This is a genomic window from Undibacterium sp. Ji83W (genome assembly GCF_049340385.1).
Lineage (GTDB): Bacteria > Pseudomonadota > Gammaproteobacteria > Burkholderiales > Burkholderiaceae_D > Undibacterium.
On the sequence record NZ_JBMPOZ010000012.1, the window covers coordinates 200663 to 224634 of the forward strand.

At 50.0% G+C, this 23972-nt stretch carries 22 protein-coding genes; 8 read left to right on the plus strand and 14 right to left on the minus strand.

From position 1 onward, the window contains the following. The first annotated feature begins 197 nt into the window (after positions 1-197). A complete protein-coding gene (locus tag ACO0LD_RS19970; RefSeq protein ID WP_423009927.1) occupies positions 198-1880 on the plus strand; it encodes an alkaline phosphatase family protein in 1683 nt (560 codons plus the stop codon). Between the two features lie 64 nt (positions 1881-1944). On the opposite strand, the gene ACO0LD_RS19975 is transcribed toward ACO0LD_RS19970, so the two are convergent. From ACO0LD_RS19975 to ACO0LD_RS19985, 3 genes are all read right to left on the minus strand, one after another. Then, complete coding sequence (locus ACO0LD_RS19975) at positions 1945-3510, minus strand: oligopeptide:H+ symporter (protein WP_423009928.1); 1566 nt, start codon at positions 3508-3510, stop codon at positions 1945-1947. Between the two features lie 456 nt (positions 3511-3966). Next, the gene (locus tag ACO0LD_RS19980) at positions 3967-7164 is read right to left on the minus strand and encodes an efflux RND transporter permease subunit (RefSeq protein WP_423009929.1); all 3198 of its coding nucleotides are present in this window, start codon (positions 7162-7164) and stop codon (positions 3967-3969) included. Positions 7165-7166: 2 nt separating this feature from the next. Then, a complete protein-coding gene (locus tag ACO0LD_RS19985) occupies positions 7167-8441 on the minus strand; it encodes an efflux RND transporter periplasmic adaptor subunit (protein ID WP_423009930.1) in 1275 nt (424 codons plus the stop codon). 233 nt (positions 8442-8674) lie between these two features. Between ACO0LD_RS19985 and ACO0LD_RS19990 the strand changes: the two genes are divergently transcribed. From ACO0LD_RS19990 to ACO0LD_RS20005, 4 genes are all read left to right on the plus strand, one after another. After that, positions 8675-9301 carry a dienelactone hydrolase family protein gene (locus ACO0LD_RS19990; protein WP_423009931.1) on the plus strand — a complete coding sequence of 209 codons (627 nt, stop codon included), beginning with the start codon at positions 8675-8677 and terminating at the stop codon, positions 9299-9301. A 229-nt stretch (positions 9302-9530) separates the two neighbouring features. Next, on the plus strand, positions 9531-10562 hold the full coding sequence (locus ACO0LD_RS19995) for a Glu/Leu/Phe/Val family dehydrogenase (protein ID WP_423009932.1): 1032 nt from the start codon (positions 9531-9533) through the stop codon (positions 10560-10562). A gap of 190 nt (positions 10563-10752) precedes the next feature. Then, positions 10753-11259 (plus strand): DinB family protein, encoded by a 507-nt coding sequence (locus ACO0LD_RS20000; protein WP_423009933.1) that lies wholly within the window; start codon positions 10753-10755, stop codon positions 11257-11259. 106 nt (positions 11260-11365) lie between these two features. After that, complete coding sequence (locus ACO0LD_RS20005; RefSeq protein WP_423009934.1) at positions 11366-11893, plus strand: GNAT family N-acetyltransferase; 528 nt, start codon at positions 11366-11368, stop codon at positions 11891-11893. Positions 11894-11895: 2 nt separating this feature from the next. Here the strand turns inward: ACO0LD_RS20005 and ACO0LD_RS20010 are convergent, their stop codons facing one another. From ACO0LD_RS20010 to ACO0LD_RS20020, 3 genes are all read right to left on the minus strand, one after another. After that, the gene (locus ACO0LD_RS20010) at positions 11896-13758 is read right to left on the minus strand and encodes a sensor domain-containing diguanylate cyclase (RefSeq protein ID WP_423009935.1); all 1863 of its coding nucleotides are present in this window, start codon (positions 13756-13758) and stop codon (positions 11896-11898) included. A gap of 448 nt (positions 13759-14206) precedes the next feature. Further along, positions 14207-15100: a polysaccharide deacetylase family protein gene (locus ACO0LD_RS20015; protein ID WP_423009936.1), complete on the minus strand. Its 894-nt coding sequence runs from the start codon at positions 15098-15100 to the stop codon at positions 14207-14209. A 72-nt stretch (positions 15101-15172) separates the two neighbouring features. Continuing rightward, the gene (locus tag ACO0LD_RS20020) at positions 15173-15835 is read right to left on the minus strand and encodes a hypothetical protein (protein WP_423009937.1); all 663 of its coding nucleotides are present in this window, start codon (positions 15833-15835) and stop codon (positions 15173-15175) included. A 259-nt stretch (positions 15836-16094) separates the two neighbouring features. On the opposite strand from ACO0LD_RS20020, the gene ACO0LD_RS20025 reads away from it, so the two are divergent. Next, complete coding sequence (locus tag ACO0LD_RS20025) at positions 16095-16868, plus strand: VOC family protein (RefSeq protein ID WP_423009938.1); 774 nt, start codon at positions 16095-16097, stop codon at positions 16866-16868. A 58-nt stretch (positions 16869-16926) separates the two neighbouring features. On the opposite strand, the gene ACO0LD_RS20030 is transcribed toward ACO0LD_RS20025, so the two are convergent. From ACO0LD_RS20030 to ACO0LD_RS20045, 4 genes are all read right to left on the minus strand, one after another. Beyond that, on the minus strand, positions 16927-17598 hold the full coding sequence (locus tag ACO0LD_RS20030) for an Asp/Glu/hydantoin racemase (RefSeq protein ID WP_423009939.1): 672 nt from the start codon (positions 17596-17598) through the stop codon (positions 16927-16929). A gap of 26 nt (positions 17599-17624) precedes the next feature. Next, positions 17625-18107, minus strand: a complete 483-nt coding sequence (locus tag ACO0LD_RS20035; protein ID WP_423009940.1) for an SRPBCC family protein — start codon at positions 18105-18107, stop codon at positions 17625-17627. After that, complete coding sequence (locus tag ACO0LD_RS20040) at positions 18097-18438, minus strand: ArsR/SmtB family transcription factor (RefSeq protein ID WP_423009941.1); 342 nt, start codon at positions 18436-18438, stop codon at positions 18097-18099. Before ACO0LD_RS20040 ends, ACO0LD_RS20035 begins: the two co-directional genes overlap by 11 nt. 140 nt (positions 18439-18578) lie before the next feature. Continuing rightward, the gene (locus ACO0LD_RS20045) at positions 18579-19055 is read right to left on the minus strand and encodes a hypothetical protein (protein ID WP_423009942.1); all 477 of its coding nucleotides are present in this window, start codon (positions 19053-19055) and stop codon (positions 18579-18581) included. Between the two features lie 28 nt (positions 19056-19083). Here ACO0LD_RS20045 and ACO0LD_RS20050 point away from each other — a divergent pair, with 28 nt between their 5' ends. After that, positions 19084-19326, plus strand: coding sequence for a hypothetical protein (locus tag ACO0LD_RS20050; RefSeq protein ID WP_423009943.1), 243 nt, complete (start codon positions 19084-19086; stop codon positions 19324-19326). Between the two features lie 290 nt (positions 19327-19616). On the opposite strand, the gene ACO0LD_RS20055 is transcribed toward ACO0LD_RS20050, so the two are convergent. The 4 genes from ACO0LD_RS20055 to ACO0LD_RS20070 form a co-directional block, all read right to left on the minus strand. After that, positions 19617-20999, minus strand: a complete 1383-nt coding sequence (locus ACO0LD_RS20055; RefSeq protein ID WP_423009944.1) for a dicarboxylate/amino acid:cation symporter — start codon at positions 20997-20999, stop codon at positions 19617-19619. Between the two features lie 155 nt (positions 21000-21154). Next, positions 21155-22345: an acyltransferase family protein gene (locus ACO0LD_RS20060; protein ID WP_423009945.1), complete on the minus strand. Its 1191-nt coding sequence runs from the start codon at positions 22343-22345 to the stop codon at positions 21155-21157. 47 nt (positions 22346-22392) lie between these two features. Beyond that, positions 22393-23244 (minus strand): helix-turn-helix domain-containing protein, encoded by an 852-nt coding sequence (locus ACO0LD_RS20065; RefSeq protein ID WP_423009946.1) that lies wholly within the window; start codon positions 23242-23244, stop codon positions 22393-22395. Positions 23245-23305: 61 nt separating this feature from the next. Then, positions 23306-23596: a hypothetical protein gene (locus ACO0LD_RS20070; protein ID WP_423009947.1), complete on the minus strand. Its 291-nt coding sequence runs from the start codon at positions 23594-23596 to the stop codon at positions 23306-23308. Positions 23597-23682: 86 nt separating this feature from the next. Between ACO0LD_RS20070 and ACO0LD_RS20075 the strand changes: the two genes are divergently transcribed. Next, a partial coding sequence (locus ACO0LD_RS20075) for a transposase (protein WP_423009948.1) occupies positions 23683-23972 on the plus strand: 290 nt, incomplete at its 3' end.

Below are 23972 nucleotides of genomic sequence, written 5' to 3' on the forward strand. Positions count from 1 at the left end.
GAAATTTAATATATCAAAATACATATCTGAAACCTTATGTATTTTGCTAAAGATTTACGCTGTCATGCGCCTGTCAGATGTATCACTTAGTGTATGCTAGCTTTAGCGCCGATCAGAGTCTGCATAGCCTCTTGCATTAGCAAACATTGACCACCATTGTTCACCATCGCTCACCATTGACCATTCGATAATACATCATGAAGAATCCCTTGCCAAACATATCCAGTCCCATGCGTCGGCTGTTTTTAATGACTTGCCTGGCTAGCTCTGTCAGCCTGCCTGCTCTACCAGCTTTAGCAGTTGAAAAACCGGCCCAAGCCAAACTGGTGGTGGTTCTGGTCGTTGATGGTTTGCCTCAGGAGCAAGTTGTTCGTTATCGTGATCAATTTGGCCAGGGCGGTTTCCGCCGCTTGCTGGATCAGGGTGCCTGGTTCTCTGATGCCCATCAGGCGCATGGAGTTACCGTGACTGCAGTGGGTCACTCTGCTGTACTGACGGGCGCTTACCCTTACCAGCATGGCATCATAGGCAATAACTGGATAGACCCGGTCACGCTGGAATCAGTCTATTGCACAGAAGACAAGCAATATACTTACATAGGTGAAGAAACCAAGGCCAGTGACGGCACGTCCCCAGCCAACCTGCGTGTCAGCACGCTGGGCGATGAATTGCGCTATTCGAATGGCGAACACAGCAAGGTGATTACCGTGTCCGGCAAGGACAGGGGTGCGATCCTGCTGGCAGGCAAGACCGGCACGGCCTATATGTATATGAGCAAGACCGGCAATTTTGCCAGCTCTACGTATTACATGAAGTCCCACCCCCAGTGGGTACAGCAATACCAGGCAGCAAAGCCGCAAGACCGTTTTTATGGCAAGGAATGGCGTCCCTTACTGCCTGATGCAGCCTATGTGAACGATGCCAATGATGAACTGGTCATCAATCAAAAAGAAAAAGACAAGCGCTTCCCGTTTGTCTATACCAGCAAGTCAGGCAAGCCTGACGCTGATTACTATAAAGATTTATACACTGGCCCTTATGTCGATGAAATGACACTGGACTTTGCCCGCGCTGCCATTGAAGGTGAAAAGCTGGGGCAAAACCCGACTGGCGTGCCGGATGTATTGGGTGTCAGCTTGTCCAGCCATGACTATGTCAATCACAGCTTTGGCCCTGAAAGCCGCATGTCGCATGACCATTTGCAAAGACTGGACAGGATGCTGGCAAATTTCTTTACCTACCTCGACAAGCGTATAGGTCTGGAAAACACCATGGTGGTGCTGACCGCCGATCACGGCTTCCCGAATGTGCCGGAATTTGCGCAATCCATCAAACGTGATGCTCAACGTCTGGATAGCAAAAAAATGACTGCAGACCTGAACCAACATTTGTCTGAAAAATTTGGGCAAAAGGATCTGGTCCGCAAATGGTCAGCGCCCAACTTCTTGCTCGACTATAAACTGATAGAACAAAAAAACCTGAAACGTGAAGATGTGGAAAATGCAGCAGCAAGATTCTTGCTGGGCTTGCCAGGAGTGGCCGACAGTTTTACCCGTACCCAGTTTGAAAACGGCAACCTGCCGCGTACACGCATGGGCACACTGGTACAACGTGCATGGCATAAGCAACGCTCAGGTGATATCATGATTGTCACCAAACCTTACTGGTATTTTGGCAGCGAAGCGCATGGCACATCGCATGGTTCGCCTTACATCTACGACACCAATGTGCCTCTCATATTGATGGGCAAGCCTTTCAAAGCAGGTTCCTATGGACAGTATGCTGAAGTCATGGATATTGCACCTACCCTGGCACATCTGTTGCGGGTACGTCCGCCGTCTGGCTCTGAAGGACGGGTACTGACAGAGATATTGCGCTGACCAGAATAGCTGAACGAAAAAAAACCGCATGGATCATCATGCGGTTTTTTTATGCATCATTGCTTTACTTGGCCTGACGGTAGTTATTCAACATAGGATAACTTCTGGCGTACAGAGAAAACAGGAAAGCCGCCAGCAAGGCAAAACCGGCAAAGAAGAACATCTGGAAAGCGGTGACGCTCATCCCAGTCGTCTTGATTTGTGCAGTCACTGCTTCGCTCTTGACGCTGGAGTTAGCCAGCAAAACCCACAGATTACCAATCGTAACCGACAAGTTCCAGAAACTCATTATCACGCCCTTCATCGCCAGCGGTGCCTGACTATAGGCAAATTCCAGACCTGTGGTGGACACCAGTACTTCACCAAAAGTCAGCAGGGCATAAGGCAAGATTTGCCAGGTGATTTCCAGGGCATTACCACCATCAATCGCCACTTGCATGAAACCTACTACGATCCAGGCCAGGCCAGCGAAAGCAATGCCAGCACCCATGCGACGCAAGGCAGTCAATTCAACACCGCTGCGCTTCAATAGAGGATACAAGACCAGGTTATTGAAAGGGATGAGCAACATCACCAGCAAAGGGTTCAGTGCCTGCATTTGGGCAGACTGGAACCATGAAGGCTTGGTCATCTGATCAGCCTGCAACACCCAGGTTGACGCCTTTTGATCAAACAAGGACCAAAAAGGTGTCACCAGTGCAAACACCACCAGGATACGCAATACCGAACGCACACCATCAACCGCCACATCAGGATGGATGCCACGGGCACGTTCCAGTTGCATCCATGCACCCATGCCGCCAAAACCCAGAACCAGTACCAGCGCCAGACACAGAGCTGCGACGATACCGACTTTAGGAATCAGGAACATGGAACCTATCGCCAGCAAAGCACCTGCCATCGCAATGAAATAGCCATTTTTTGCCTGACCGGGTACATCAGTAGTAAGGGCAGTACGCACCACATTCAGGAAAGAATGCGGGTCACGCGGCGCAGGTGGCACGTGGATGTACTTGGTACGACCAGACCAGAAAATGATGGTAGCAATCAACATCAGCACCCCAGGAATACCAAAAGCCATACTGGCACCCAGTTGCTTGAGGAAAATAGGCATCAACAGAGAGGCAAAGAAAGAGCCGAAATTAATGATCCAGTAAAAACCATCAAATACTTTTTGTGCCAGCGAACGGTTTGATTGATCAAACTGATCACCAACAAAGGATGTCACCAGCGGTTTAATCCCCCCGGATCCCAGGGCAATCAGGAATAGCCCGGTGTAAAAGCCGTTCCGGTTATCTTCAAAAATAGCCAGGCATGCATGACCGCAGCAATACACCAGGCTGAGCCAGAACACAGTATTGTATTTACCAAAAAAACGGTCAGCCAGCCATCCACCCAGCAATGGGAAGAAATACACACCGATGACGAAAGTATGGAACACCTCTTTCGCCATGCCCGCGCGCATGTTTTCAGGCATGGATAAAAGCAGGCTGGTAATCAGGAAGGGGGTGAGGATGTTGCGCATGCCATAAAAACTGAAGCGCTCACAGCCCTCATTGGCGATGATATAGGGTATTTGCTTAGGCATCTGCGCTTTTTCAGCGCCATCCATAGCCACGGATTGAGTCATTCGTCTCTCCTGTCAATTGTTTTTCACAGCGTCAGCAAACATCTCTTTTGAAGGTGGATTTGCTTATTGGAATTATGGATATGTTTTCCCTGAATTTCTCTTTATATAAATTGGATATATCTGGAAAAACAGTGGGCGAAGTATCCAGATTTGTGAGGGGGTAGTCAAGCCTGAAAACGCCCTGAATTGACTTAGAAAACCTGTGTGTTGAAGATCACCTGAAGCACAGTCTGAAAATGATGCCAGAGAACCATCAAAATCTGATGCAAAGTTAATCAGCGACAAGGCTGCAAGCCCCATGAACACTGGCTTTGTGCGGCGCAAAAATAAAAAACTTATGGGTTCATGACGATACGGTTATGAATAAAATTTAAGCAAAAGAATTTTATTGCACGCAAAAGAAATCCTGCATTAAAAATGAAAATGCCCACTTGTCAGGTGGGCATATCTCTTACATCAGGCTACAGCAGGCTTGCCACTGATTTTTCGCCATGCCCTGAATGGCAGGCGGAAGATAAAGCGCAGCATGACCAATGTCAACAATGCTTCAACAAACGTCATGATGAAGGCAAAGAAAGTATTCCAGCGAGTTTCACGGCGATGGAACTTGGCGATCATGCGGTCAACGCTGATTTCTATACTGTCATAGAAAGTTGGCACTACCAGCAAGGTCAGGAAGGTGGAAGTGATAGTACCGCCAATAATCGCAATCGCCAGTGGGCGATAAAACTCGCCGCCCTCACCCAGGCCTATGGCCACGGGCAACATACCGGCAATCAGCGCAAAGGTGGTCATCAGGATAGGACGCAGGCGCTTGCGACCAGCGTACATCAGTGACTCTTCACGGTCATAGCCTTCTTCTTCACGCTTCCTGGCGCAATCGAGCAAGAGAATCGCATTCTTTGCCACCAGCCCCATGAGCATGATGATGCCGATAAAGCTCATCAGGTTCAGTGTGCCTTTGGTCAGCAACAAGGCAACCACTACACCTATCAGGCTCAAAGGTAGTGACAGCATGACAGGAATAGGTGCAGTGAAAGAGCCGAACTGCATGACCAATATCAAGTACATCAAGCCTATGCCAGCGACCAGGGCAATGGTCATTTCAGTGAACAGTTCTTTTTGCGAACGTGCTGCACCGCCAAGTTCTATACCAAAACCAGTGGGGAAATTCATGGCCTTGGCGATCTTCAAAGCCTCGGTTGTCACTTCACCAGAAGACTTGCCTTGTGCATTGGCAGACACTTCTATCATGCGTTTGCCATCGGTATGCTGGATCTTGGCTGGCCCCTTGCCCATGGTGATCTTGGCGATTTGCTCCAGCGGCACCATCTTGTCACTACCGGCTACGGCAATAGGCAGGCGCTCTATGTTTTCTGCACTGATCCTGTCATCAGGATGCAGGCGCACTGCCACATCACGCGCTTCACCGGTAGGGTCAACCCAGTCACCAATCTCAACGCCGGCAAACGCCACACGCAAAGCCTGAGCTGCATCATTGACCGAGATACCAAGGGAATTTGCCAGGCCGCGATCCAGTTCTATCTGCAATTCATCCTTGGGATCTTGCTCAGACAAGCCTACATCCACTGCGCCAGGCACCTTGCTGAGTTGCCCCATGAAGTCAGTAGCGATCTCGGTGAGTTTTCTCGAGTCCGGTCCTGAGAACCGGATTTGCACCGGTTTTCTGGCACCATTACTCAGATCATCCTGCACCACATATTCTGCACCGATGATGGTTGCCACCAGCTTGCGTAACTCAACACCAACCTCACTGGCCGAGCGCTTGCGTTCTGTACTTTTGCCAATGTCAACATAGACACGGCCACCACCGGCATTGATGACGCTGTTGGTAGCCTTGGTTTCTTTGATGGTACGGGCAAGTTCGGCAGCTTTTTCCACTTTCATGCGGCCATAATCAAGACTGGCACTGGATGGTGTGCGAACATCAATCACCAGGGTCCCATTGTCAGACACAGGCAAGAAACTGGTGCCCCCCATACTTGCATGCAAGGCGATGGCACCGACAAAACTGAGGCCAGCGATCAGTGCCATCCAGACACGGTGATGCAAAGCCCAGGCGATTACATTACCGTAACGGTCGGCCTGATGGTCAAACCAGGTATTGAATTTGGCCAATACCCGGCTAATGCCGCGTTTGGGTGCAAGGTGATGTCCCACCGGGTCACCCCAGTAGGCAGACAGCATGGGATCAAGTGTGAATGAGATAAACAAACTGACCATGACTGAACTGGCAACAGTCAGTGCAAACGGCCTGAACCATTCACCAGAAACGCCAGGCATGAAAGCCACGGGAATAAATACCGCAATAATCGAGAACGTGGTAGATGCCACCGCCAAGCCAATTTCCTTGGTGCCATTGCTGGCAGCGGTACGACGATCAGAACCCATCTCCATATGACGCACGATATTTTCCCGCACCACAATCGCATCATCAATCAGCACACCAATTGCCAGCGACAGCCCCAATAGCGTCATGAAGTTCAGGGTAAAGCCGCACAACCAGACTGCGATAAAAGCGGCAATCACCGAAGTTGGCAAACTCATGGCCGTGATCAGGGTGGAGCGCCAGGAGTTGAGGAATACATACACCACAAAAATCGTCAGTACTGCTCCAAACATCAGGGATTCAATGACGTTGTTCAGGCTTGATTGTGCATCCTTGCCGCCATCCTGAGTGACTTCCAGCTTGCTGCCTTTCGGTAAAGTCTTGTTGATCTCTTCAATCAGGGAACGCACTTTGTTTGCCACCGTAACCGTACTGGCATCACGCGAACGGGTGACTGAGATACCGACATTGGGGTTGCCATTGCGCACACTGAAACCGCCTATCTCGGCAAAGCTGTCGGCAATATCAGCCACTTGCGCCAGCCTGACCAGATCAGTGCCACGGCGCTTGATGACGATATTCTGGAATTCTGCTGGCGATTCTATGCGGCCTATCAAGCGTATGCTTTGCTCATCCAGCTTGCCACGCACTTTACCTACCGGTGCCGTGGTATTTTGATTGCGCAATGCAGTGACCACCTCACCGACAGAGACATTGTATTCACGCAATTTTTGCGCATGCAACAGCACGGTCAATTCACGCCGCAAAGAACCATTCACACTGACAGTAGCAACACCATCTATGCCACGAAATTTATCAGATAACTCATCTTCTGCCAGCCGTGATATCTCGGCATGGCTGAGCGTACTGGACGACAGCGCCATCTGCATGATGGGCTGCGCCGAAGGATCGCTGCGCTCCAGTATCGGTTCGCGCATTTCCGTCGGCAGTTTATAGCGCACCGATGCAATCGCATTGCGCACCTCATCTGAGGCTTCAATCAGGTTTTTATTGAAATTAAAAACAATCACGACTTGCGCACGGCCTTCAAATGCGGTCGAACGCACTTGATATACACCGGTAATGCTTTGCAGTGATTTTTCCAGGCGGTTGATAATCTCGCGTTCGACTGTTTCTGGCGATGCACCGGGATATGGAATACTGACCACCAGCACTGGTTCCTCGACATCAGGGATCTGGTTAACCTTGAGTTTTTTCAACGCCAGCAAACCCATGCACATGAGGGCGATGATAATCACGATCATCGCAATCGGGCGCTTGATACTGAAATCAGAAAGGAACATGATTATTTCCCTTGTGGATTGACAGTTGCAGGGGCTGAAGCGGATGCGACAGTTGCTGCAGATGCTGGCGCTGCAGTTGTCGAGGCAGCAGTTGTTGAGGCAGCAGTTGCTGAAGCTGCAGGCAAGTCAGCACCGGCAGACGCAACCATTTTTACCTTCTGCCCATCCACCAAAGTCGAAATCGGATTGCGTATCACCTTGTCGCCATCCACCAGACCACCGCGTATTTCAAAGTCACCACGGCGTGGGTCGCGTTCGCCAATCACGATACTGACCTTTTTCACGATGCCATCCTTGATGCGCCAGGCATATGCTTTATCGCCATCACGCTGCAAGGCTGTGCTCTTGATCATCAGGGTCTGGGTAGAACCTGTCTCTATGCGACCTTCCGCATACAGGCCAGATACCCTTGGCGGCGTTGCATCGGCAAAAGCCACCAGCACTTCTACCTGCCTGGTGGTGGCATTAGCGGCCATGTCTACCCGCTTCACCTTGCCAGCGAATTGCTGGTCGCCATAACCATTGACACGAAAGCTTACTGCCTGGCCTATCTTGACATTGTTCACCTTGTCTGCCGATAACAAACCTTCAAAACGCATGCTGGTCGGGTCGATGACCTTGACCAGTTCCTTGCCTATCTGAGCGGTGTCACCGGCTGACACTTTGCGTTCACTGACCACGCCATCAAAGGGCGCGCGTACTTCTGTGCGTTGCATTTGCTGACGTGCCTGCACTGCGCGAGCCTTGGCGGCGACCAGATCACTCTGGGCATTATTGCGGCGGATTTCTGCATCTTCCAGTTGCTGCGTCGATGTCATGCCGGATGCGCGCAAAGTCTTCAGGCGCTGGAACTGGCGCTCGGCCTGCTCCAGTGTCTGTGCCGATGCCCTGGCAGCTTCTTCTGCCGAATTGCGGCTATCGCGGATTGAAGTGTCATCCAGCCGTACCAGCAAATCATTGCGCTTTACCGTCTCGCCGTTTTCTTTTAATACTTGCAAAACCACGGTTGATAATTCCGAACGCAGGTCGGCCTTGCGTTCTGGCTGTATCGAGCCGGTAATCACTGGCCCGGATGACAGCGCACTATTTTGTATGACCTGCAAATCTTCTTGCGTCACCAGCAGGGGGCTGTCAGGTATCTTGGCACTGGCTGACTTTGAGCTGGCTGAACCCGCGTTGGCTTTGGACTGGTCCGATTCCTTGCCATCTTTTCCTCCCTTGCTGCATGCCGTCAATGCCAGGGCAAGGGAAAGAAAAATCAGACTGGGTCGCAACATGGTGAATCTCCGTATATTTATAATAAATGTTTCATTAAGAACCTGATTTGTAACAAAAGGTTCCAATTCTTGCCAAGTATCCATGAGCATGCACACTAGTGTCAATCGTGCATTACCAGCTTGCAACATTAACTAAGTATCAGCTAAATACTAGCGAGTTTCTTGCATTGTCAGCATAAGTCCGGTAGGCTCCCGCCTCTTGTGTCTACCAAGCTCTGATTGTGTCTGCTATTGTGTCTGCTTCTACGTCTGCTGTTGCTTCCAGGTCTGCTTCTACGTCTGCTTCGCCACCTGTCTTATTGATCGTTACTGATGTTTTTGGCAATACGTCTGCGATTGCCAGTTTTGCCCGGCAATTTTCCCTGCCCTGCCTGATCGCCTCGCCATATACTGGCGAGAAAACACAATACCCCGCAGAAACCCTGGCCTATCATGCATTTATCGCTGAAGGTGGCGTTGGCGCCTATGCTGAACACCTGTCTCACTTGATAGAAGACTATCAAGCCAGCCTGCGTTATGCCATAGGCTTTAGCGCCGGTGCCAGCGCCCTATGGCTGAACAGCGCCAATCCGGCGATGGCAAATCTGCAGCAGGCAGTCTTGTTCTATGGTTCGCGCATACGTGATCATCGCGATGTGCAGCCTGCCTGCCCGGCACGCCTGATATTTGCGGAACAAGAAGTAGCGTTTGAACCGGCAGAACTCGTGGCCGACTTGCGACAGCGCAATCAGAACGCGGAACTGGTCAAGGGTAGCAAGCACGGCTTCATGAATCCCTATTCTGCCGGTTTTTGCCTGAAAACCCAGGAACGCTTTATGAAAGAGTTACTCGATCTGACGCAATTCAGTGCTGCGGCCTGAGTCGCAGGCTTACTTATAGCTGGCTGGCAAGATTGAGTTTCGCACCCTATTCCCCTATACTTCGCACGCGTGACACAATCACCGCCCTGCGTTTTCGATTGCACCAACCCGCGATCAAAGACCGTTTTATTTGCATGACAACAAACCACCTATTTAACTAATTTTTGCGGTACTACTGCATTTGCCTGATCTGGCAGATCGCCTGGTTGTACCGCGCGGAGCCATAAGCATGACCGCTTTTGTATTTAATGAAATCAATTTTGACGACCACGAACAAGTCGTGTTCGCATCCGAAGCCAAATCCGGCTTGAAAGCCATCATCGCAGTCCACAATACCAATCTTGGCCCGGCCATGGGTGGTTGCCGTATGTGGAATTATGCTGATGAAGCTGAAGCTGTACGTGATGTCCTGCGCCTGTCGCGCGGCATGACCTACAAGAACGCCGTTGCTGGCCTGCCTATAGGCGGCGGCAAAAGCGTCATCATAGGCAACCCAAAAACTGACAAGACCCCTGCCCTGTTTGAAGCCCTGGGTGAAGCCCTGGAGCGCCTGGGTGGCCGTTATGTCACAGCAGAAGATGTCGGCACCAGTCCGGCGGACATGGCCAATGTTGCCAGCAAAACCAAATACGTAGCCGGTCTGGGTGACCGTGGCGACCCATCCCCATACACCGCACTGGGCTGCTTCGTTGGTGCCCAGGCTGCAGTCAAACATCATTTCAAACGCGACAGCTTTGATGGCCTGACCGTGGCCCTGCAAGGTCTGGGTCATGTTGGCTATGACTATGCACGCCAGTTGAAAGAAGCCGGTGCCAAACTCATCGTCACTGACATCGACCAGGCCGCACTGAAACGCGCACAAGAAGAACTGGGTGCAGAAGTCGTCGCCATCGACGCTATCTATGACGTACAAGCCGACATCTATGCGCCATGTGCCCTGGGTGCTACCCTGAACCCTGACACTTTGTCACGCCTGAAAGCAAAGATCGTTGCCGGTGGCGCCAACAACCAGTTGTCAACTCCAGAGATGGGTGAAATCTGCCGTCAAAAAGGCATTTTGTATGCACCTGACTTTGTCATCAATGCCGGTGGCATCATCAAGGTTTGCTATGAATACCTGAACACACCAGAAGACGGCATGGTCGCCCATGTACGCCGTATCGGTGAAACCCTGGCAGAGGTATTTGCCCGTGCCGATGCAGAAGGCTTGCCAACCAGCGTTATCGCTGACCGCATTGCAGAAGCGAAGTTCAAGAAATAAAACCATGCAAGCCCAGGCTTGCTAATGCTGACAAAAAGCCACCGGATTGATGTTCTGGTGGCTTTTTGTTTTTTCAATTGTTTCTCGCTTTGTATCTGCCGAAATCACAAACATCTGTATCTACTGGCCCAATCTCAACAAGCATATTCTATCTGGGAGGCAGGTTTTCTTATCCAACCGGAGAATATGAATGACGATGTTATCGAATATACGCATGCTGACCCACTATAAATCCTGGGCAGACGACAAGATGTTTTCCATGCTGAGTAACTTGCCAGAAGAAGAGGTATTGCGACCTCGCCTGACTCGCTTTGGCAATATGCTGCATACCTTGAACCATGTGTATGTGATAGACGATGTCTTCCGTGCCCATTTGCTGGGTCAGGCGCATGAATATCAAGACCGCAATACTGCCACTACACCGCCACTGAATGAATTGTGGAGCGCATCAAAGCAGATGAATGAGTGGTACCGGAATTTCACGAAAGACTTGAATGAAGATGATCTGGAACGCGTCATCCATTTCAATTTCATTGGCGGTGGCGAGGGTGTCATGAGTTGCCAGGAAATGCTGCTGCACGTCGTCAATCACGCTACCTATCATCGCGGTTTTGTGGGCGATATGATGTACCAGGCCAAGGTCATGCCACAGTCTACTGATCTGACTGTGTTCGTCAGGGATGTGCTACGGGCTTGAAACTTTTATGTGAATCCCGGGTCAATTGAGTGCGTGCTTGAAACGCATTGCTTTCAAGCTTACACTCATCACTGGCTTTACACTGTCTATAGCGACCCTGAAGATCATGACCATACTTACTACTGCACGCCTGCGCCTGGAACCAATGGCCGACAGCCATTTTGAAGGCCTGTTCCACATGAACAGTCAGCCTGAAGTCATGCAATACATTACTGGCAAACCGGATACGCCTGAGGACACGCTCGCAATGATAGAGCGCATCAAGGCACGCTGGATAGAATATGGGTTTTCCTGGTGGAGTTTCATAGAAATAGCCAGCAATGAAGTCATCGGTGCTGGCTGTATACAGCACCTGGGGCGCGACCCGGCCAATCCCCTGGAAACCGGTTGGCGTCTGCGCAAGGAAAGCTGGAACAAGGGTTATGCATCGGAAGCCGCGCAAGCCATGGTTGCCTTTGCATTTGAAAATCTCAAGACAGAATCCTTATGCGCTGTCTGTCACCAGGACAATCACGCATCAGCCCATGTCATGAAAAAACTGGGCATGCAATATCGTGGCATAGAACGCTGGTATGACATGGATACTGCAGTCTATTCCATGGATAAGCCAGAATGGCTGGCAAACAAGAAATAGCGTTAATCTGCTGCGACGATAATGCGGTTGCGGCCGTCCTCCTTGGCGCGATACAAGGCCATGTCACTGGAGGATAGTGAAACGTCGGCATCAATATCACTGGCCTGCATGAGGGCAATGCCTATGCTGACCGTCACCGGGATGATATGGCTATGTACATTGACTGGCGTATCCAGCAGTTGTTTTTGTACGCGCTCAGCAAAAATGGTGGCATCGGCAATGCCCGTGCCTGCCAGCACCACGGCAAATTCTTCACCGCCAACCCGGCCTGCATAATCGCTCTTGCGTAATTCATCATGCAGGATATGGGCAAAATGCCTGAGCACCAGATCGCCAACAGCATGCCCATAGCTATCATTGATCAGCTTGAAATTATCCAGGTCACACATCAGTACTGCGGCGGACTTGCTGGCACCGCGCTGTATGCGTGCCAGCTCTTCTTCCATGCGGCCCATGAAACTGCGACGGTTCGGGATTTGCGTTAAAAAATCGATGGTCGCCAGTTCCTGCAACTCCTGCTCTATGCGCTTGTGTTCGGTGACATCAGTAATAAAGCCATGCCACAGGGTAGATCCATCAGGCAGGCGACGCGGTCTGGCATCCATCTGACGCCAGCGCATGCCTTGCTGCGGCAGGTTGACGCGGTATTCCAGATGCAGATATTCCAGCCTGCTGGCTGACTTCAGGACAGCATTGCGATACGCAGGAAAATCTTCACTGTGTATGCGTGCATTGACCAGCGCCACGGCTTCATCCATCTGTGCCGGGCTTAGTTCATAAATATCGCGTATGCCTTCACTAAGATAGGTAAAACTTTCTTCACCATTGACATGCATGCAATACTGGTATGCCAGGCCGGGCACCTCATTGGTCAGACAAGTCACCAGATCTACACTTTCCTGCAGACGTTGTGACAAGGTGCGCATGGCAGTGATGTCGGTGGTGGTGCCTATCATACGCAAGGGGCTGCCATCTTCTGCGCGGCTGACCACCTTGCCACGGCTGGATATCCACTTGTAACTACCATCTTTGCAACGCACCCTGTGTTCAACTACATATTGCTCAGTCTGCGCTTCGAAATGCGCCTTGATGGTGGCTTGCACGTAGGGCAGGTCTTCAGGATGGAGCCTGGTATAACTTTCTTCTATGCGGTTCGAGATTTCTGCATCGGTATAACCGAGTATGGCTTTCCAGCCCGGCGAGTAATGAATTTGCCCGGCGGGCACATCCCTGTCCCAGATACCAGTGCCGCTGCCTTCTATCGCCAGGGCCATACGCAACATGCTGGCCTGACTTTGCCCGGCCAATACCTGCGCCTGCTGGATTTTTTGTTGATCGTGCTTGTGTTGTACGAGGTTAGCAATCAGGCTGGCAAGCTCATGCAAGACTTGCCCTTCGGGCTTTTTTATGGAGGATATGTCCTTTGTAAAAAAGTACAAGCCACCAAGCAGGGCATGTTCATTGTCGGCAATGGGTATGCCATCAAACAAGCATAGAGCATGGCTTTGCGCTACATCCTGTAATTGACTGACATATGTACTTTGCTGCTGAGCCTCATATTGATCAGGAGTTGTGTCTGGCAGATGGAAGTTTTCTGCTGCGACTGCGATGTTTTGCATGACATCAAGACAGGCTTGAGGCAAATTTGAAGTAATCAACAAGCCGGTTTCATTCTCATGTTCGGCATCGCGCGACACCATGATAGCCGTCAGCAACCCGGGATAATGGGTATCCAGGCTGGCGACCACCTGACGCAAGCTCTCATCCAGTGCAGTCTTGCTGGCGATACCACTCATACACAAGCGGTACAGATCCAGCAAATACTGACAGTCATCATTGCTCTTACGCAAATTATCCAGACTCATATTTACCCGGCATTCTTGATCAGAGTTTGTTTGCACGTATTCAGCAGGCTGAAAAATCAAGGTCGATATGCTGTGAGCGACAATCCTCGAGGGGAGCTAAATACTCGCCCGATTTGATCATATACTAAAGAGAGGATGCATGATGGTGAGCAACAATTTTTAATACAAATACTGCATACAATGCGCTATCCCGCTACTTCAGTACAATTAAGGCAACAATAAATTGCTTTACGGACTAGGCGTGACTCATCACAAGCCGAGCAAATAAATGCATTCAAGCGCATACGCTTACTTTCTGCAGTGCGCGGACGAAGCGCTGGTTTGGGCGCATTGCTGACGCTCAGCACCAGCCCCTGCCATTGTTCATACTCACGCTCATAATCCCCAGATCGTCTTGAAAATAGATATCAATCATCATTCTGCAATGCTCTCTTATAGGATGAATTAATCACAAACCCTGCTGTTTCAATTGCTCAATCTCAAAGTCACCATCATCGACCAGACGCTCCCACCCCGCAAACTTGCCCAGCCCCAGTGTCCTGGCCATGGACAGTAATAAACTCTGACCAGGTGCAGCGCGCTCAGGTGTCAATTGATAGACAGGATCATTAAAGGCTGCTGCCGGGGTCGTGAACTTCCAGCCCATGTCTTTGAACTGGGCCAGCACATCATCGAGCCATAAGGCATTGATCAAATTGTGATGAATGAGTAAGACCTGTGGAATATCTCGCCCCTGCAATTGCCAGGATAAGGCGCGATAAGCTTCGGCGCGCTGGCGTACATGGGCCAGATAAGCGCGCTTGATGGCACTTACATCTGCCTGCGGATTTTTCTGGAGGATAGCTACCAGTTTTTCATTTAAACGCCAGTCGCTGGTATCCAGGCTGACATAGGCGTTGCGGTAATTTTTCTGCTTCAAGAAATTGCGCATGCCATCGCGCTTTTCTGGTGTATTTCCTTCACGCAGATAAGTATAGCGATACCATTTCTGGTAGCCAGGCAAAGTGCTGATGATCTGGTCACAATCCAGAATTTCTTGCTGATACTGTGCCAGACTGACTTTATCGCTATGCAAATCAGGGTGACTCATGGTGTGATTGCCGACAGAATGGCCCGCATCGCCCCAGGCTTTGGCAAGTGCATAACCGGCAGGTAGTTTTGCTGCATAGTCCGCCGTCACAAACAAAGCTGCTGACACACCATGCTTAGCCAGGGCATTCAACATGGCTTGATTGCGCTGCTCAGGGCTGAGCCTTGGTGTCTGTTCAAGATTGGGGGCATCGTCAATAGTGATCGCTACTGTTTGTGCACCCGCATTTGCTGCAAGCGAAATGAATGTCATTAAAAATACAGCATTCGCTGCAAGAGCTAAATTTTTGAAAAGTTTCAATTTGAATTCGTTTTCTGAATTAATTTAATCGACGACATAACCAGCAGATTTTGCTGATGTGCCAGTAGTAGCATCGGCAGCATCGGCAACATTGACGAGCATGAACTGCTGACCATTCCATTGATAAGATTCGGCTTGTTCACCTGGTGTTGCAGGTATCGCCAGCAGAGATTTTTTATTCCCGGCTGCATCATAAGTCCACTCAAAAGCCCCGGCTACCAGGGTTTGCAGCAACTTGTATTCGCTTTGCACCATGCCATAAACCTGCAATTCTTCATAAGCAGCACCCTGCTGTATCTTGAGTATGAATACAGGTTTTCCTGCCAGGGTAAATTCGGTATGTAGTTGCAGCCGTGGATTATAGCTATCGGCAAACTGTTTTTGCGAGACCACCCGCCAGGCCTGTTTTTCTTTTTTCAGTATGCTGACAATGCTGACTGTGCTTGAAATTCCAGCTTTGTTTTTATTGCCTGGCTGGCTTAGCGGTTTGCTGGACCAACTGACGATCTTCCAGTCATCTTGTATGCTGAGCATGCTGTAATTTTCAAAGTCACTCAGATTAGTCTTGCTCAATACCGGGATGGCATCTTGTTGAGGAGGCGCGCTGGCTGCAGATTTATCGCCTGGCTGACAGGCTGCCAGCATCACAAGAATGAAGAGAGAAAGCAGCGTTTTTTTATATGGCATGAATGAAGAATGTCAGGAGATTTTTCTTTTGATGCCAGTACAAATTGCGGGCGGGCAACAAAATAATATGCGGTAGCATAACATTAAGTTTTAGCTCGCGTATGAAGTGCATATATCCATACAGATTCTCATTTCATTTCTGGTGCAGCGGCTTATAATTCTTAAGCTGCACTGTTATATATGCACTCTCTGCACTCGTTACTGCACTTGTTCAATCACATGAATTCAAACCGAAATAAAAATTGAAGGAGATATCAGCATGAGTATCGTTAGCTCACACGAACCTGGTGCCTTTTGCTGGGTAGAATTGGCCACCAGTGATCAAAAAGCTGCCAAGGCATTTTATGGTGAACTGTTTGGCTGGACGGCCCAGGACAATGAGATGGGGCCAGGAAGTTTTTACACCATTTTCCAGCTCAAGGGACATGATGTGGCAGCAGCATATACTCTTGATTCTGAGCAGCAAGCTGGCATACCACCACACTGGACTATTTATGTCTCTACCAAGGATGCAGAAGCAACCGCAAAGCGCAGTGCGGAACTGGGTGGCGAAGTCGTCGTCCCGGCATTTGATGTTTATGACCTGGGTCGCATGGCGGTATTAAAAGATCCTACAGGTGCTTTTCATAATATCTGGCAGCCAGGCAAGAATATCGGTGTGGGCATACATAATGAACTAAATGCCTTTTGCTGGGGACAACTCAACAGTAGTGACACAGCAAAAGCAGAGGCGTATTACAAGGCCTTGTTTGGCTGGGGTGCAAAAACGGGGAGCGATGGTGGTATGACTTATACGGAATGGCAGCACAATGGCACGCCTATAGGTGGCATGATGGACTTGCCTGACGGTGCCATGGCTCCCTCACACTGGCTTGCGTACTTCAGCGTGGCAGATTGCGATGTCACTGCTGCCAGGGCGCAGGCACTGGGTGCCGCTACTTATGTGCCACCTAGTGATATTCCAAATACTGGTCGCTTCGCTGTCATGGCCGATCCACAAGGTGCTGTCTTTGCGATTTATCAGGAAAATTGAATAATGATCGAGTAATAATTGAGTAATTGCAGTTCCCGGCTTGTGTAAGGATAATGCTCTAGTTTTTCAATAACAAACTGATAGCCCGTGCTACGCCAAGCCTGGGGCTGGACAAGACATCCTTGTCTATATCAATCAAGTCCTGCGCCGCTGCTGCCATTGATGCCTGTGCCAATACCACGACATCAATGTCAGCAGCCTTTTCCTGCAATGCCACTCTGACTGAATGACTGATGGCTTGCAAATAAGCCTGCTTATCCCCTGACAGAAAATGCGCCCACGCATGGTCAAGCAGCAGGTTACTGATCACTACCGGTTTGCCTGAAACACTGGCCGACTCCATCAATAATTCAGTAGTAGGGCCTAGCGTGCTTTCCAGTGCCGCGACCAGCAATATGCGCGACCCCGATGCAACTGCGCGATCAGCCATGGCGCGATCTATCCTGGCTGTCTGCAAGCCAGATCGCCCATTCATACGTTCAGCAATTCCACCTATGCTGGAACAGGTGCATACCACCATGGCCGCGCCACTGATGGCAGCCTCTTGCATCGCTGCCTCCACGCTATTGATAACGACAGGATCAGCGGCTCCATATTGTTGTACAGCCGTAAGCAGGCTTTCATCAACATGATGATGTACTTTAAGCCCTGGTGCCAATTCCAGCATCAGTGCATCAAAGCCCGCCACATGCACAGGTGAAGTGTGTAAAAAAGCGAGTTGTTGCTGCATACGGTCTTTACTGTTGAAGTACTCTGTCAATTAAGTTTTTTCATATGGGCGACCAATTGGTCGAGGGCAGTACCCCAACCCTGATGGAATCCCATTTCCATATGTTTTTGCTTGTCTTCTGCATTTTTATGCAGGACTACGGCTTTATATCTTGTGCCAGTCTCATGTGCTTCAAATGTAATGATGGCGGTCATGAAAGAGTTGCCGGTAGGACGAAAACCTGGCCCCAGGGCATCGGTAAATACCAGCTTCTTGCCGGGTATGACTTCGAGATAACAACCGGCGTTGTCATGATCGACACCTTCTGGCGAACGCATGACGGTGCGGAAGATGCCACCCGCTCTCAGGTCAATTTCACAGTCCACGGTTTTCCATGGCGCAGGTGTAAACCACTCAAGCAAATGTGCTGGCGTAGTCCAGGCAGCCCACACCAGGGATGGCGGGATATCGACTATACGTTCCAGCACCAGATCGAATTTACCTTCTTCCATTGTCACGTCAGGCATCATGGTTCTCCTTTATTTTGTGTAAATATGCATCAAGTTGATTAAAACGTTTTTCCCAATCACTGCGCTGCGAAGCCAGCCATTGCTCAGCTTCTTTTAATGCCTGGGGTGCCAATTGATAGGTTCTTACCCTGCCTTTTTTTTCTGACATCACCAGACCAGAATGTTCGAGTACCCGCAAATGCTGGGTAAACGAGGGCAAGGCCATGTCAAATTCCAGCGCCAGTTCGCTGACTGCGGCGGGGCCCCGGCACAGGCGCGCCAGGACTGCGCGCCGGGTCGTGTCGCCGAGGGCAGAAAACAAGTGGTCAAGCTGGGTTTGTTGAACTGACATACAAATAATATAGCGCAAATCAATACTTAGGTAAATACCTTTGTATTGAAATTTCTTTTTATTGAAGATTTGTTTTATTGAAGATTTGTTTTATTGAAGATTTGTTTTATTGAAGATTTGTTTTGTTGAAGATTTACTTATTATTGCGCGATTTTTTCTTCAGGCCGCATGTTCTTCAGTTTTTGATCAAAAATCTCTTGCAGGTATTGATAGCGTGGGGAAAGGTATAAATACACAGGCTTGAAAAATAAATCTTGCAGGTAATAGCTGCCTGCAGCAGCCTGGCTTTCTTCCAGCATTTTCAGCGCGAGGGATTTAGTCATGATGCAGGCGTCGCCAAGTTTTCTTAATACCATATAGGCGCAATCATGTTCTGAGCCTACTGGTATCAGATGGTCTAGCTCTTTATGCGCTGCAATCGCCGCGTTCCCGCGCACATAAAACACTTTATGCCTGTTAAGGTCAGCCAGGGATTTCACGACTATATTCTTGTCATGTGTCAGCAAGCTAAAACTCAGATAACCCAAAGCGGTAGGAACGCGACTTGCGGTAGGTGCCAGATTCTGGAATTCTTCAAAGCGCGGCAACTCGCCCGCTGTTTCACTATCCTGCAGCATCTTTACTGCGCGTCCGGGTGGATATGCTGTGAGACTGCAAGAAAAACCACTGTGCCTGCACAGCTTTTCCAACAGAATTTTGCTTTCTATAAAAGCTTCGGCTGCCTCGCTAAGGGAAGAAGAAAAACGCAATACTTCAGTTTGCATTGGCTGTTCACTGGCGCAGGCAACGGCACAGGCACTGCAGAAAAAGATGAATAGAAATGCGCGCATGATGATGGACTTTCAAATCGTGGCAGGCATTCCGTTTCCTTACATGGCGGTTAAATAAAGACAGTAACCATGAATAATTGAGCCTTCCCGTCCCTAGTATTTAACAATTTTCAGTGGCTTACAAGCAGGACTTGCGATAGTGTTGCGGGGCAGATTCAGACTGGTAATTTTTACATTGAATCTTATGGCTCTGACATATCAATCCATCATTTTTTGATAAGGACGACTGCACTTCAGTACCAGATCTTGGAAAATGCTGGAGCTGCAAGCAAATCAGGGGCAGTTTTATGTAAGCCCTAATTGGACTGAGCTCAGCAATTCAACGGCATCAACATGGCTACCCTGCATTTAATGTGTTACAGGTTCAGCTTCCAATGCTTCTGCAGTACGTTCGGCATTATAAAGTTCCAGATTCAACAAACCCAGGCGCTTGGCTACAATGGTGGGCACAAGGGCCTGACCAGCGACGTTGACTGCGGTGCGCCCCATATCGATGATAGGTTCTACGGCCAGCAAAAGGCCCACGCCTTCCAGCGGCAAGCCAACTGTGGACAAGGTCAGTGTCAGCATGACGGTTGCACCGGTGGTACCTGCTGTTGCGGTTGAACCCAGTACAGAAACCAGGGCGATCAAAGCCAACTGCGTTACGTCCAGATGCAGGCCATAAAATTGCGCAATAAAGATAGCCGAGATGGCCGGGTAAATCGAGGCACAGCCATCCATCTTGGTGGTCGCGCCCAGCGGCACGGCAAAGGCAGCATATTCACGTGGCACACCGAGATAACGCTCGGTCACCCGCTCTGTCAGGGGCATGGTACCCATGGACGAGCGTGAGACAAATCCCAGTTGCACTGCTGGCCAGACACCGGTGAAGTACTGGCGCACTGACAGCCCGTGCAACTTGACCAGCAAGGGATACACTACGAACAAGACCAGCAGTAAACCCACATACACTGAGGCGCTGAAACTGGCGAGTGAACCCAGCGCATCCCAGCCATAACTGGCTACCGCATCACCCAGCAATGCCAGCGTACCTATTGGTGCCAGGCGTATGATCCACCACAATATTTTTTGCACCACAGCACCGACCGCATCGGTAAAACGCAACAGCGGTTCGGCACGCTCACCGACCTTGAGAGCCGCAACGCCAACAGCAATAGAAATCACCAGTAACTGCAATACATTGAAACCAAGCTGGGTACTGGCAACTGCTTTCTCACCCACCAACTTGACTGAACTGCTGGCTGTCATACCCAGGATATTGCCCGGTAATAGTTGATTCAGGAAAGCCCACCAGGAACCTGTCCTTGAGGGTGCACTCGCCTTGGCAGCATCGACTACTGCACCGGCACTGGGGTTAGCCAACAAGCCTATCGTCAAACCAATGGCAACAGCGATAAAAGCGGTAATCGCAAACCATATCAAGGTCTGAGTCGCCAGTTGTGCTGCATTTTGCAAACGGCGCAGATTGGCAATGCTGCTGACCACCGCTGTCAATATCAAAGGCGGGATCATGAGTTTTAACAAGCCCACATAGGCATTGCCGATTGTACCAAGCGCGACTTGCAGCCAGTTAGCGTCGCTACCTTGCGTGCCCATGTTGCGCGCTATCAGGCCCACCACTACGCCAGCCAACAGACCCACGACTATCTGCGGTCCGAAAGACTTCCACCAGCGTGCGCCGTGCCCGCTTGGCAATGGTGATGTGCCTGTCTTATTTGAAGTTTGCATATCCATATTCCCCATACTTCTGACATTATTATTGATGCTTGCCATCATGCACCAAAGCCAGTGCTAATGGCAAATACAGAAATTCACCGCTTCAATAAGCTCAGGGTATAAGGAGGGATGCCGGGGTTTAATAGCAAGAAGAAAGCCGTGTTTTACTAAACGACTTTTCCCGCTGCCAAACCTGTATCAGTAGGTTTTTTTCGTACATCTCCATTTAAAAAACCACCCACAAAACTGCGACGTACAAGCAAATGGTAGCTGAGCAAACAGAATATTGTCGTCAGCAGCATATTCAAACCCATTCTGGCTATTGCACCAAATGGACTGTGAAACAGCAAGATGCCAAATCCCACCGTCCCCAGCATGTGCACCAGATAAACCCAGTAAGAACTGTCCGCCAGATAAGACAACAAACGGTTCTGGCGAGGCAAATAGCGCAGGAACAAGCCTATCAGGGCAAAGCTCCAGAGCCAGCTGACAGTATTGTACAGATACGCCATGGCCGCCTGCATGCCATGGCTGGCAGACTCTGCATTGCCGCCACTCTTCACCAGTGCCAAAAACAGAATGAACGGGGGCAAGCCCGCACAAAGGTATAGCCAGCACTTGCGCTCAAAGCGCGGCAATAAATCTGCCTGGAATCGATAAAGAAAAATCCCGCAGGTAAAAAACATGCCGCTATGGATGAATTCGGCTGGATGTGGCATGAAAGAACCTAGCGGTGTCACCATGCCATTGCGATAAAAACTCCCTGCTGCCGCCAAAGGCAGAACCAATAAAAATACGCCCCACCAGTTGTTGCACAGCGCTTTCCAGGCTTTGGCAAAGCCATCCTGAAGCGCCGGTGGAATAAATGCGGACCATCGCAGCAGCAAGGCATACACCAGGCAATACATGAACAAGTAATAGATAAACCACAAATGCAGTAGCGATACCTGAGGCCTGCCAGGTATTTGTGGAATCAGGTCAAAGTCCAGGCCTATCGTGCCAAGAGCATTCAGATGTACATACACTGCCACCAGCAAACTCATTGAGACAAGCAGTAAAGGCCAGAACACCATGAAGGGCCAGACCAGCTTGCGCATGCGCTGACGCAGCATGGCAGACATTCCACGCTTGGCGACCAGCATGGCAACGAAAAAACCCGCCAGGATGAAAAACACAGGCATGCGGAAAGCATGAATGAGGACTATCAGTAAATCTGCCAGCAAACTGGTCTGGCTATCGCGCCAGGGTGTAGGCGCAGGATTCACCATATAGTTGACAGACACGTGCACGACTATGCCCAGCCACATCATGATGGCCCTGAGATTATCGAGGGAATGCAAGCGTTGATAAGTATTCATAGGGCATGTTCAAGGTTAGCGTGGGCCAGCTCTTGCTGGCGTCTTGCTTACAAGCGATAAATCCAGTCGCTTTCATTTTTTCTGGCATCGTTGAGCAATTGCTGCGGGCTGCGGCCGGAAACTTCCTTGCAATCCCGTATCAAGTGAGATTGATCCGCGTAACCCATTGCATTTGCATGCTCAGTCCAATTAGGCGTATGCCCCTGCTCCAGAGCAAGCAAAACCTGGCTGTGACTGCGTTTGGCGCGCCATAATCTGGACAAACCCAACAAGGGCAAGCCTGCTTCTTTCCTGACCCGCCTCTGTACCTGACGAGCACCAACTCCAAGCAAACTGCAACTCAGACGCAAACTCAGGTTTTGTCCCATCTTGCGCAAACGTGACCAGGGACTGGAAAGCAGGGAACTGCTGTTTTGTGCGACATAGCTTTCAATCAGCGAGCGCCTGTCAGCATGTGTATCAGCCAGGGCAACGGCCTGCAGCAATGCCAGCCCTGACGGATTCAATATCTCCGTCGCATCGACAAATCTGTCCTGCACTGTCGTCAGGTCCAGCTCAAACAAGGCATGAAAGGCATCCGAGTAAAACACCGCCATGAAACTGTGTCTGTCACCGAGGTTCATGGACACCCCATACTGGCTCTGGCAACCAGCCACAAAGATCTGCGGCAAGTGCTGCTCACGCTTGGTTTTTCCCTGTTGCAGCAGACTCACCTCACCTTCCAGCATCCAGGTGATGCAACAGAATGGTGTAGCAGGGTAACGATTCAGTTGATCCGACCCATCCAGATGACAGCCACGGGTATCCCGCACGATATACATCAACACATGCTCAGCCGCCTGACCACTGACTGGCCAGATATGCGTTTGCGCTTTGGGGATAATGTGAGTCTTGTGCATGTAGTGGATGCTACCTGCTTCGATGATGGATGTATTGTACGTTTACGACATTTTTGAAGTTTTATGAAGGCCAGTGTTTGGTTTGTTTGCCTATTGTTGGCAATTTGCTCAGATCATCTAGTGTGCTGCCGAGGGGGCTGTTGCTGTTGCTGTTGCTGTTGCTGTTGCTGTTGCTGTTGCTGTTGCTGTTGCTGTTGCTGTTGCTGTTGCTGTTGCTGTTGCGTTTGACTTTGGGGTGGTAGTTGTTTTTGACGTTCGGCAGTTCCCATGTGTAGGCGCCGTTTGTGCTGTACAGAAAATGGAAAAAGAAGGACCGCTGTTTGAGCCGCAGGCGAGTTTCGGGCCTTCCCATTTTTTGTACTGCACAAACGGTATGTAGTGGTCTAATTTGCCAGGACAGTGAAATAAGAGGAAACTCAATCTCAAAGAGGCCTCAACATGATGAAAAAGCACTTCGACACACCACTCAAACTAGAAGTGGTAAAGATGGTGAAAGAACAAGGATTGAGCATATCAAGGGTCAGTCAAAGCATGCACATAGGAGAAACGGCGATACGCCGGTGGATGAAACAATACGAAATTGAACTTGATGGAGAGCCGTTGGCAAGTAAGCCACTGACAGCAGAACAACAACGCATCCGTGAGCTGGAGCAAGAGAACCGGCAACTGCGCATGGATGTGACCATCTTAAAAAATGCGTCGGCCTTCTTCGCCAGGGAAATGAAATG

Coding starts and splice junctions, on each gene's coding strand:
- ACO0LD_RS19995 (WP_423009932.1), top strand. CDS start 9,531: ATGACCGCTTTTGTATTTAATGAAATCAATTTTGACGACCACGAACAA.
- ACO0LD_RS20070 (WP_423009947.1), bottom strand. CDS start 23,596: ATGGGAAGGCCCGAAACTCGCCTGCGGCTCAAACAGCGGTCCTTCTTT.
- ACO0LD_RS20025 (WP_423009938.1), top strand. CDS start 16,095: ATGAGTATCGTTAGCTCACACGAACCTGGTGCCTTTTGCTGGGTAGAA.
- ACO0LD_RS20020 (WP_423009937.1), bottom strand. CDS start 15,835: ATGCCATATAAAAAAACGCTGCTTTCTCTCTTCATTCTTGTGATGCTG.
- ACO0LD_RS20005 (WP_423009934.1), top strand. CDS start 11,366: ATGACCATACTTACTACTGCACGCCTGCGCCTGGAACCAATGGCCGAC.
- ACO0LD_RS20010 (WP_423009935.1), bottom strand. CDS start 13,758: ATGAGTCTGGATAATTTGCGTAAGAGCAATGATGACTGTCAGTATTTG.
- ACO0LD_RS20065 (WP_423009946.1), bottom strand. CDS start 23,244: ATGCACAAGACTCACATTATCCCCAAAGCGCAAACGCATATCTGGCCA.
- ACO0LD_RS20055 (WP_423009944.1), bottom strand. CDS start 20,999: ATGCAAACTTCAAATAAGACAGGCACATCACCATTGCCAAGCGGGCAC.
- ACO0LD_RS19985 (WP_423009930.1), bottom strand. CDS start 8,441: ATGTTGCGACCCAGTCTGATTTTTCTTTCCCTTGCCCTGGCATTGACG.
- ACO0LD_RS19975 (WP_423009928.1), bottom strand. CDS start 3,510: ATGACTCAATCCGTGGCTATGGATGGCGCTGAAAAAGCGCAGATGCCT.
- ACO0LD_RS20060 (WP_423009945.1), bottom strand. CDS start 22,345: ATGAATACTTATCAACGCTTGCATTCCCTCGATAATCTCAGGGCCATC.
- ACO0LD_RS20040 (WP_423009941.1), bottom strand. CDS start 18,438: ATGTCAGTTCAACAAACCCAGCTTGACCACTTGTTTTCTGCCCTCGGC.
- ACO0LD_RS20015 (WP_423009936.1), bottom strand. CDS start 15,100: ATGACATTCATTTCGCTTGCAGCAAATGCGGGTGCACAAACAGTAGCG.
- ACO0LD_RS19980 (WP_423009929.1), bottom strand. CDS start 7,164: ATGTTCCTTTCTGATTTCAGTATCAAGCGCCCGATTGCGATGATCGTG.
- ACO0LD_RS20030 (WP_423009939.1), bottom strand. CDS start 17,598: ATGCAGCAACAACTCGCTTTTTTACACACTTCACCTGTGCATGTGGCG.
- ACO0LD_RS20035 (WP_423009940.1), bottom strand. CDS start 18,107: ATGATGCCTGACGTGACAATGGAAGAAGGTAAATTCGATCTGGTGCTG.
- ACO0LD_RS20045 (WP_423009942.1), bottom strand. CDS start 19,055: ATGCTGCAGGATAGTGAAACAGCGGGCGAGTTGCCGCGCTTTGAAGAA.
- ACO0LD_RS20000 (WP_423009933.1), top strand. CDS start 10,753: ATGACGATGTTATCGAATATACGCATGCTGACCCACTATAAATCCTGG.
- ACO0LD_RS19970 (WP_423009927.1), top strand. CDS start 198: ATGAAGAATCCCTTGCCAAACATATCCAGTCCCATGCGTCGGCTGTTT.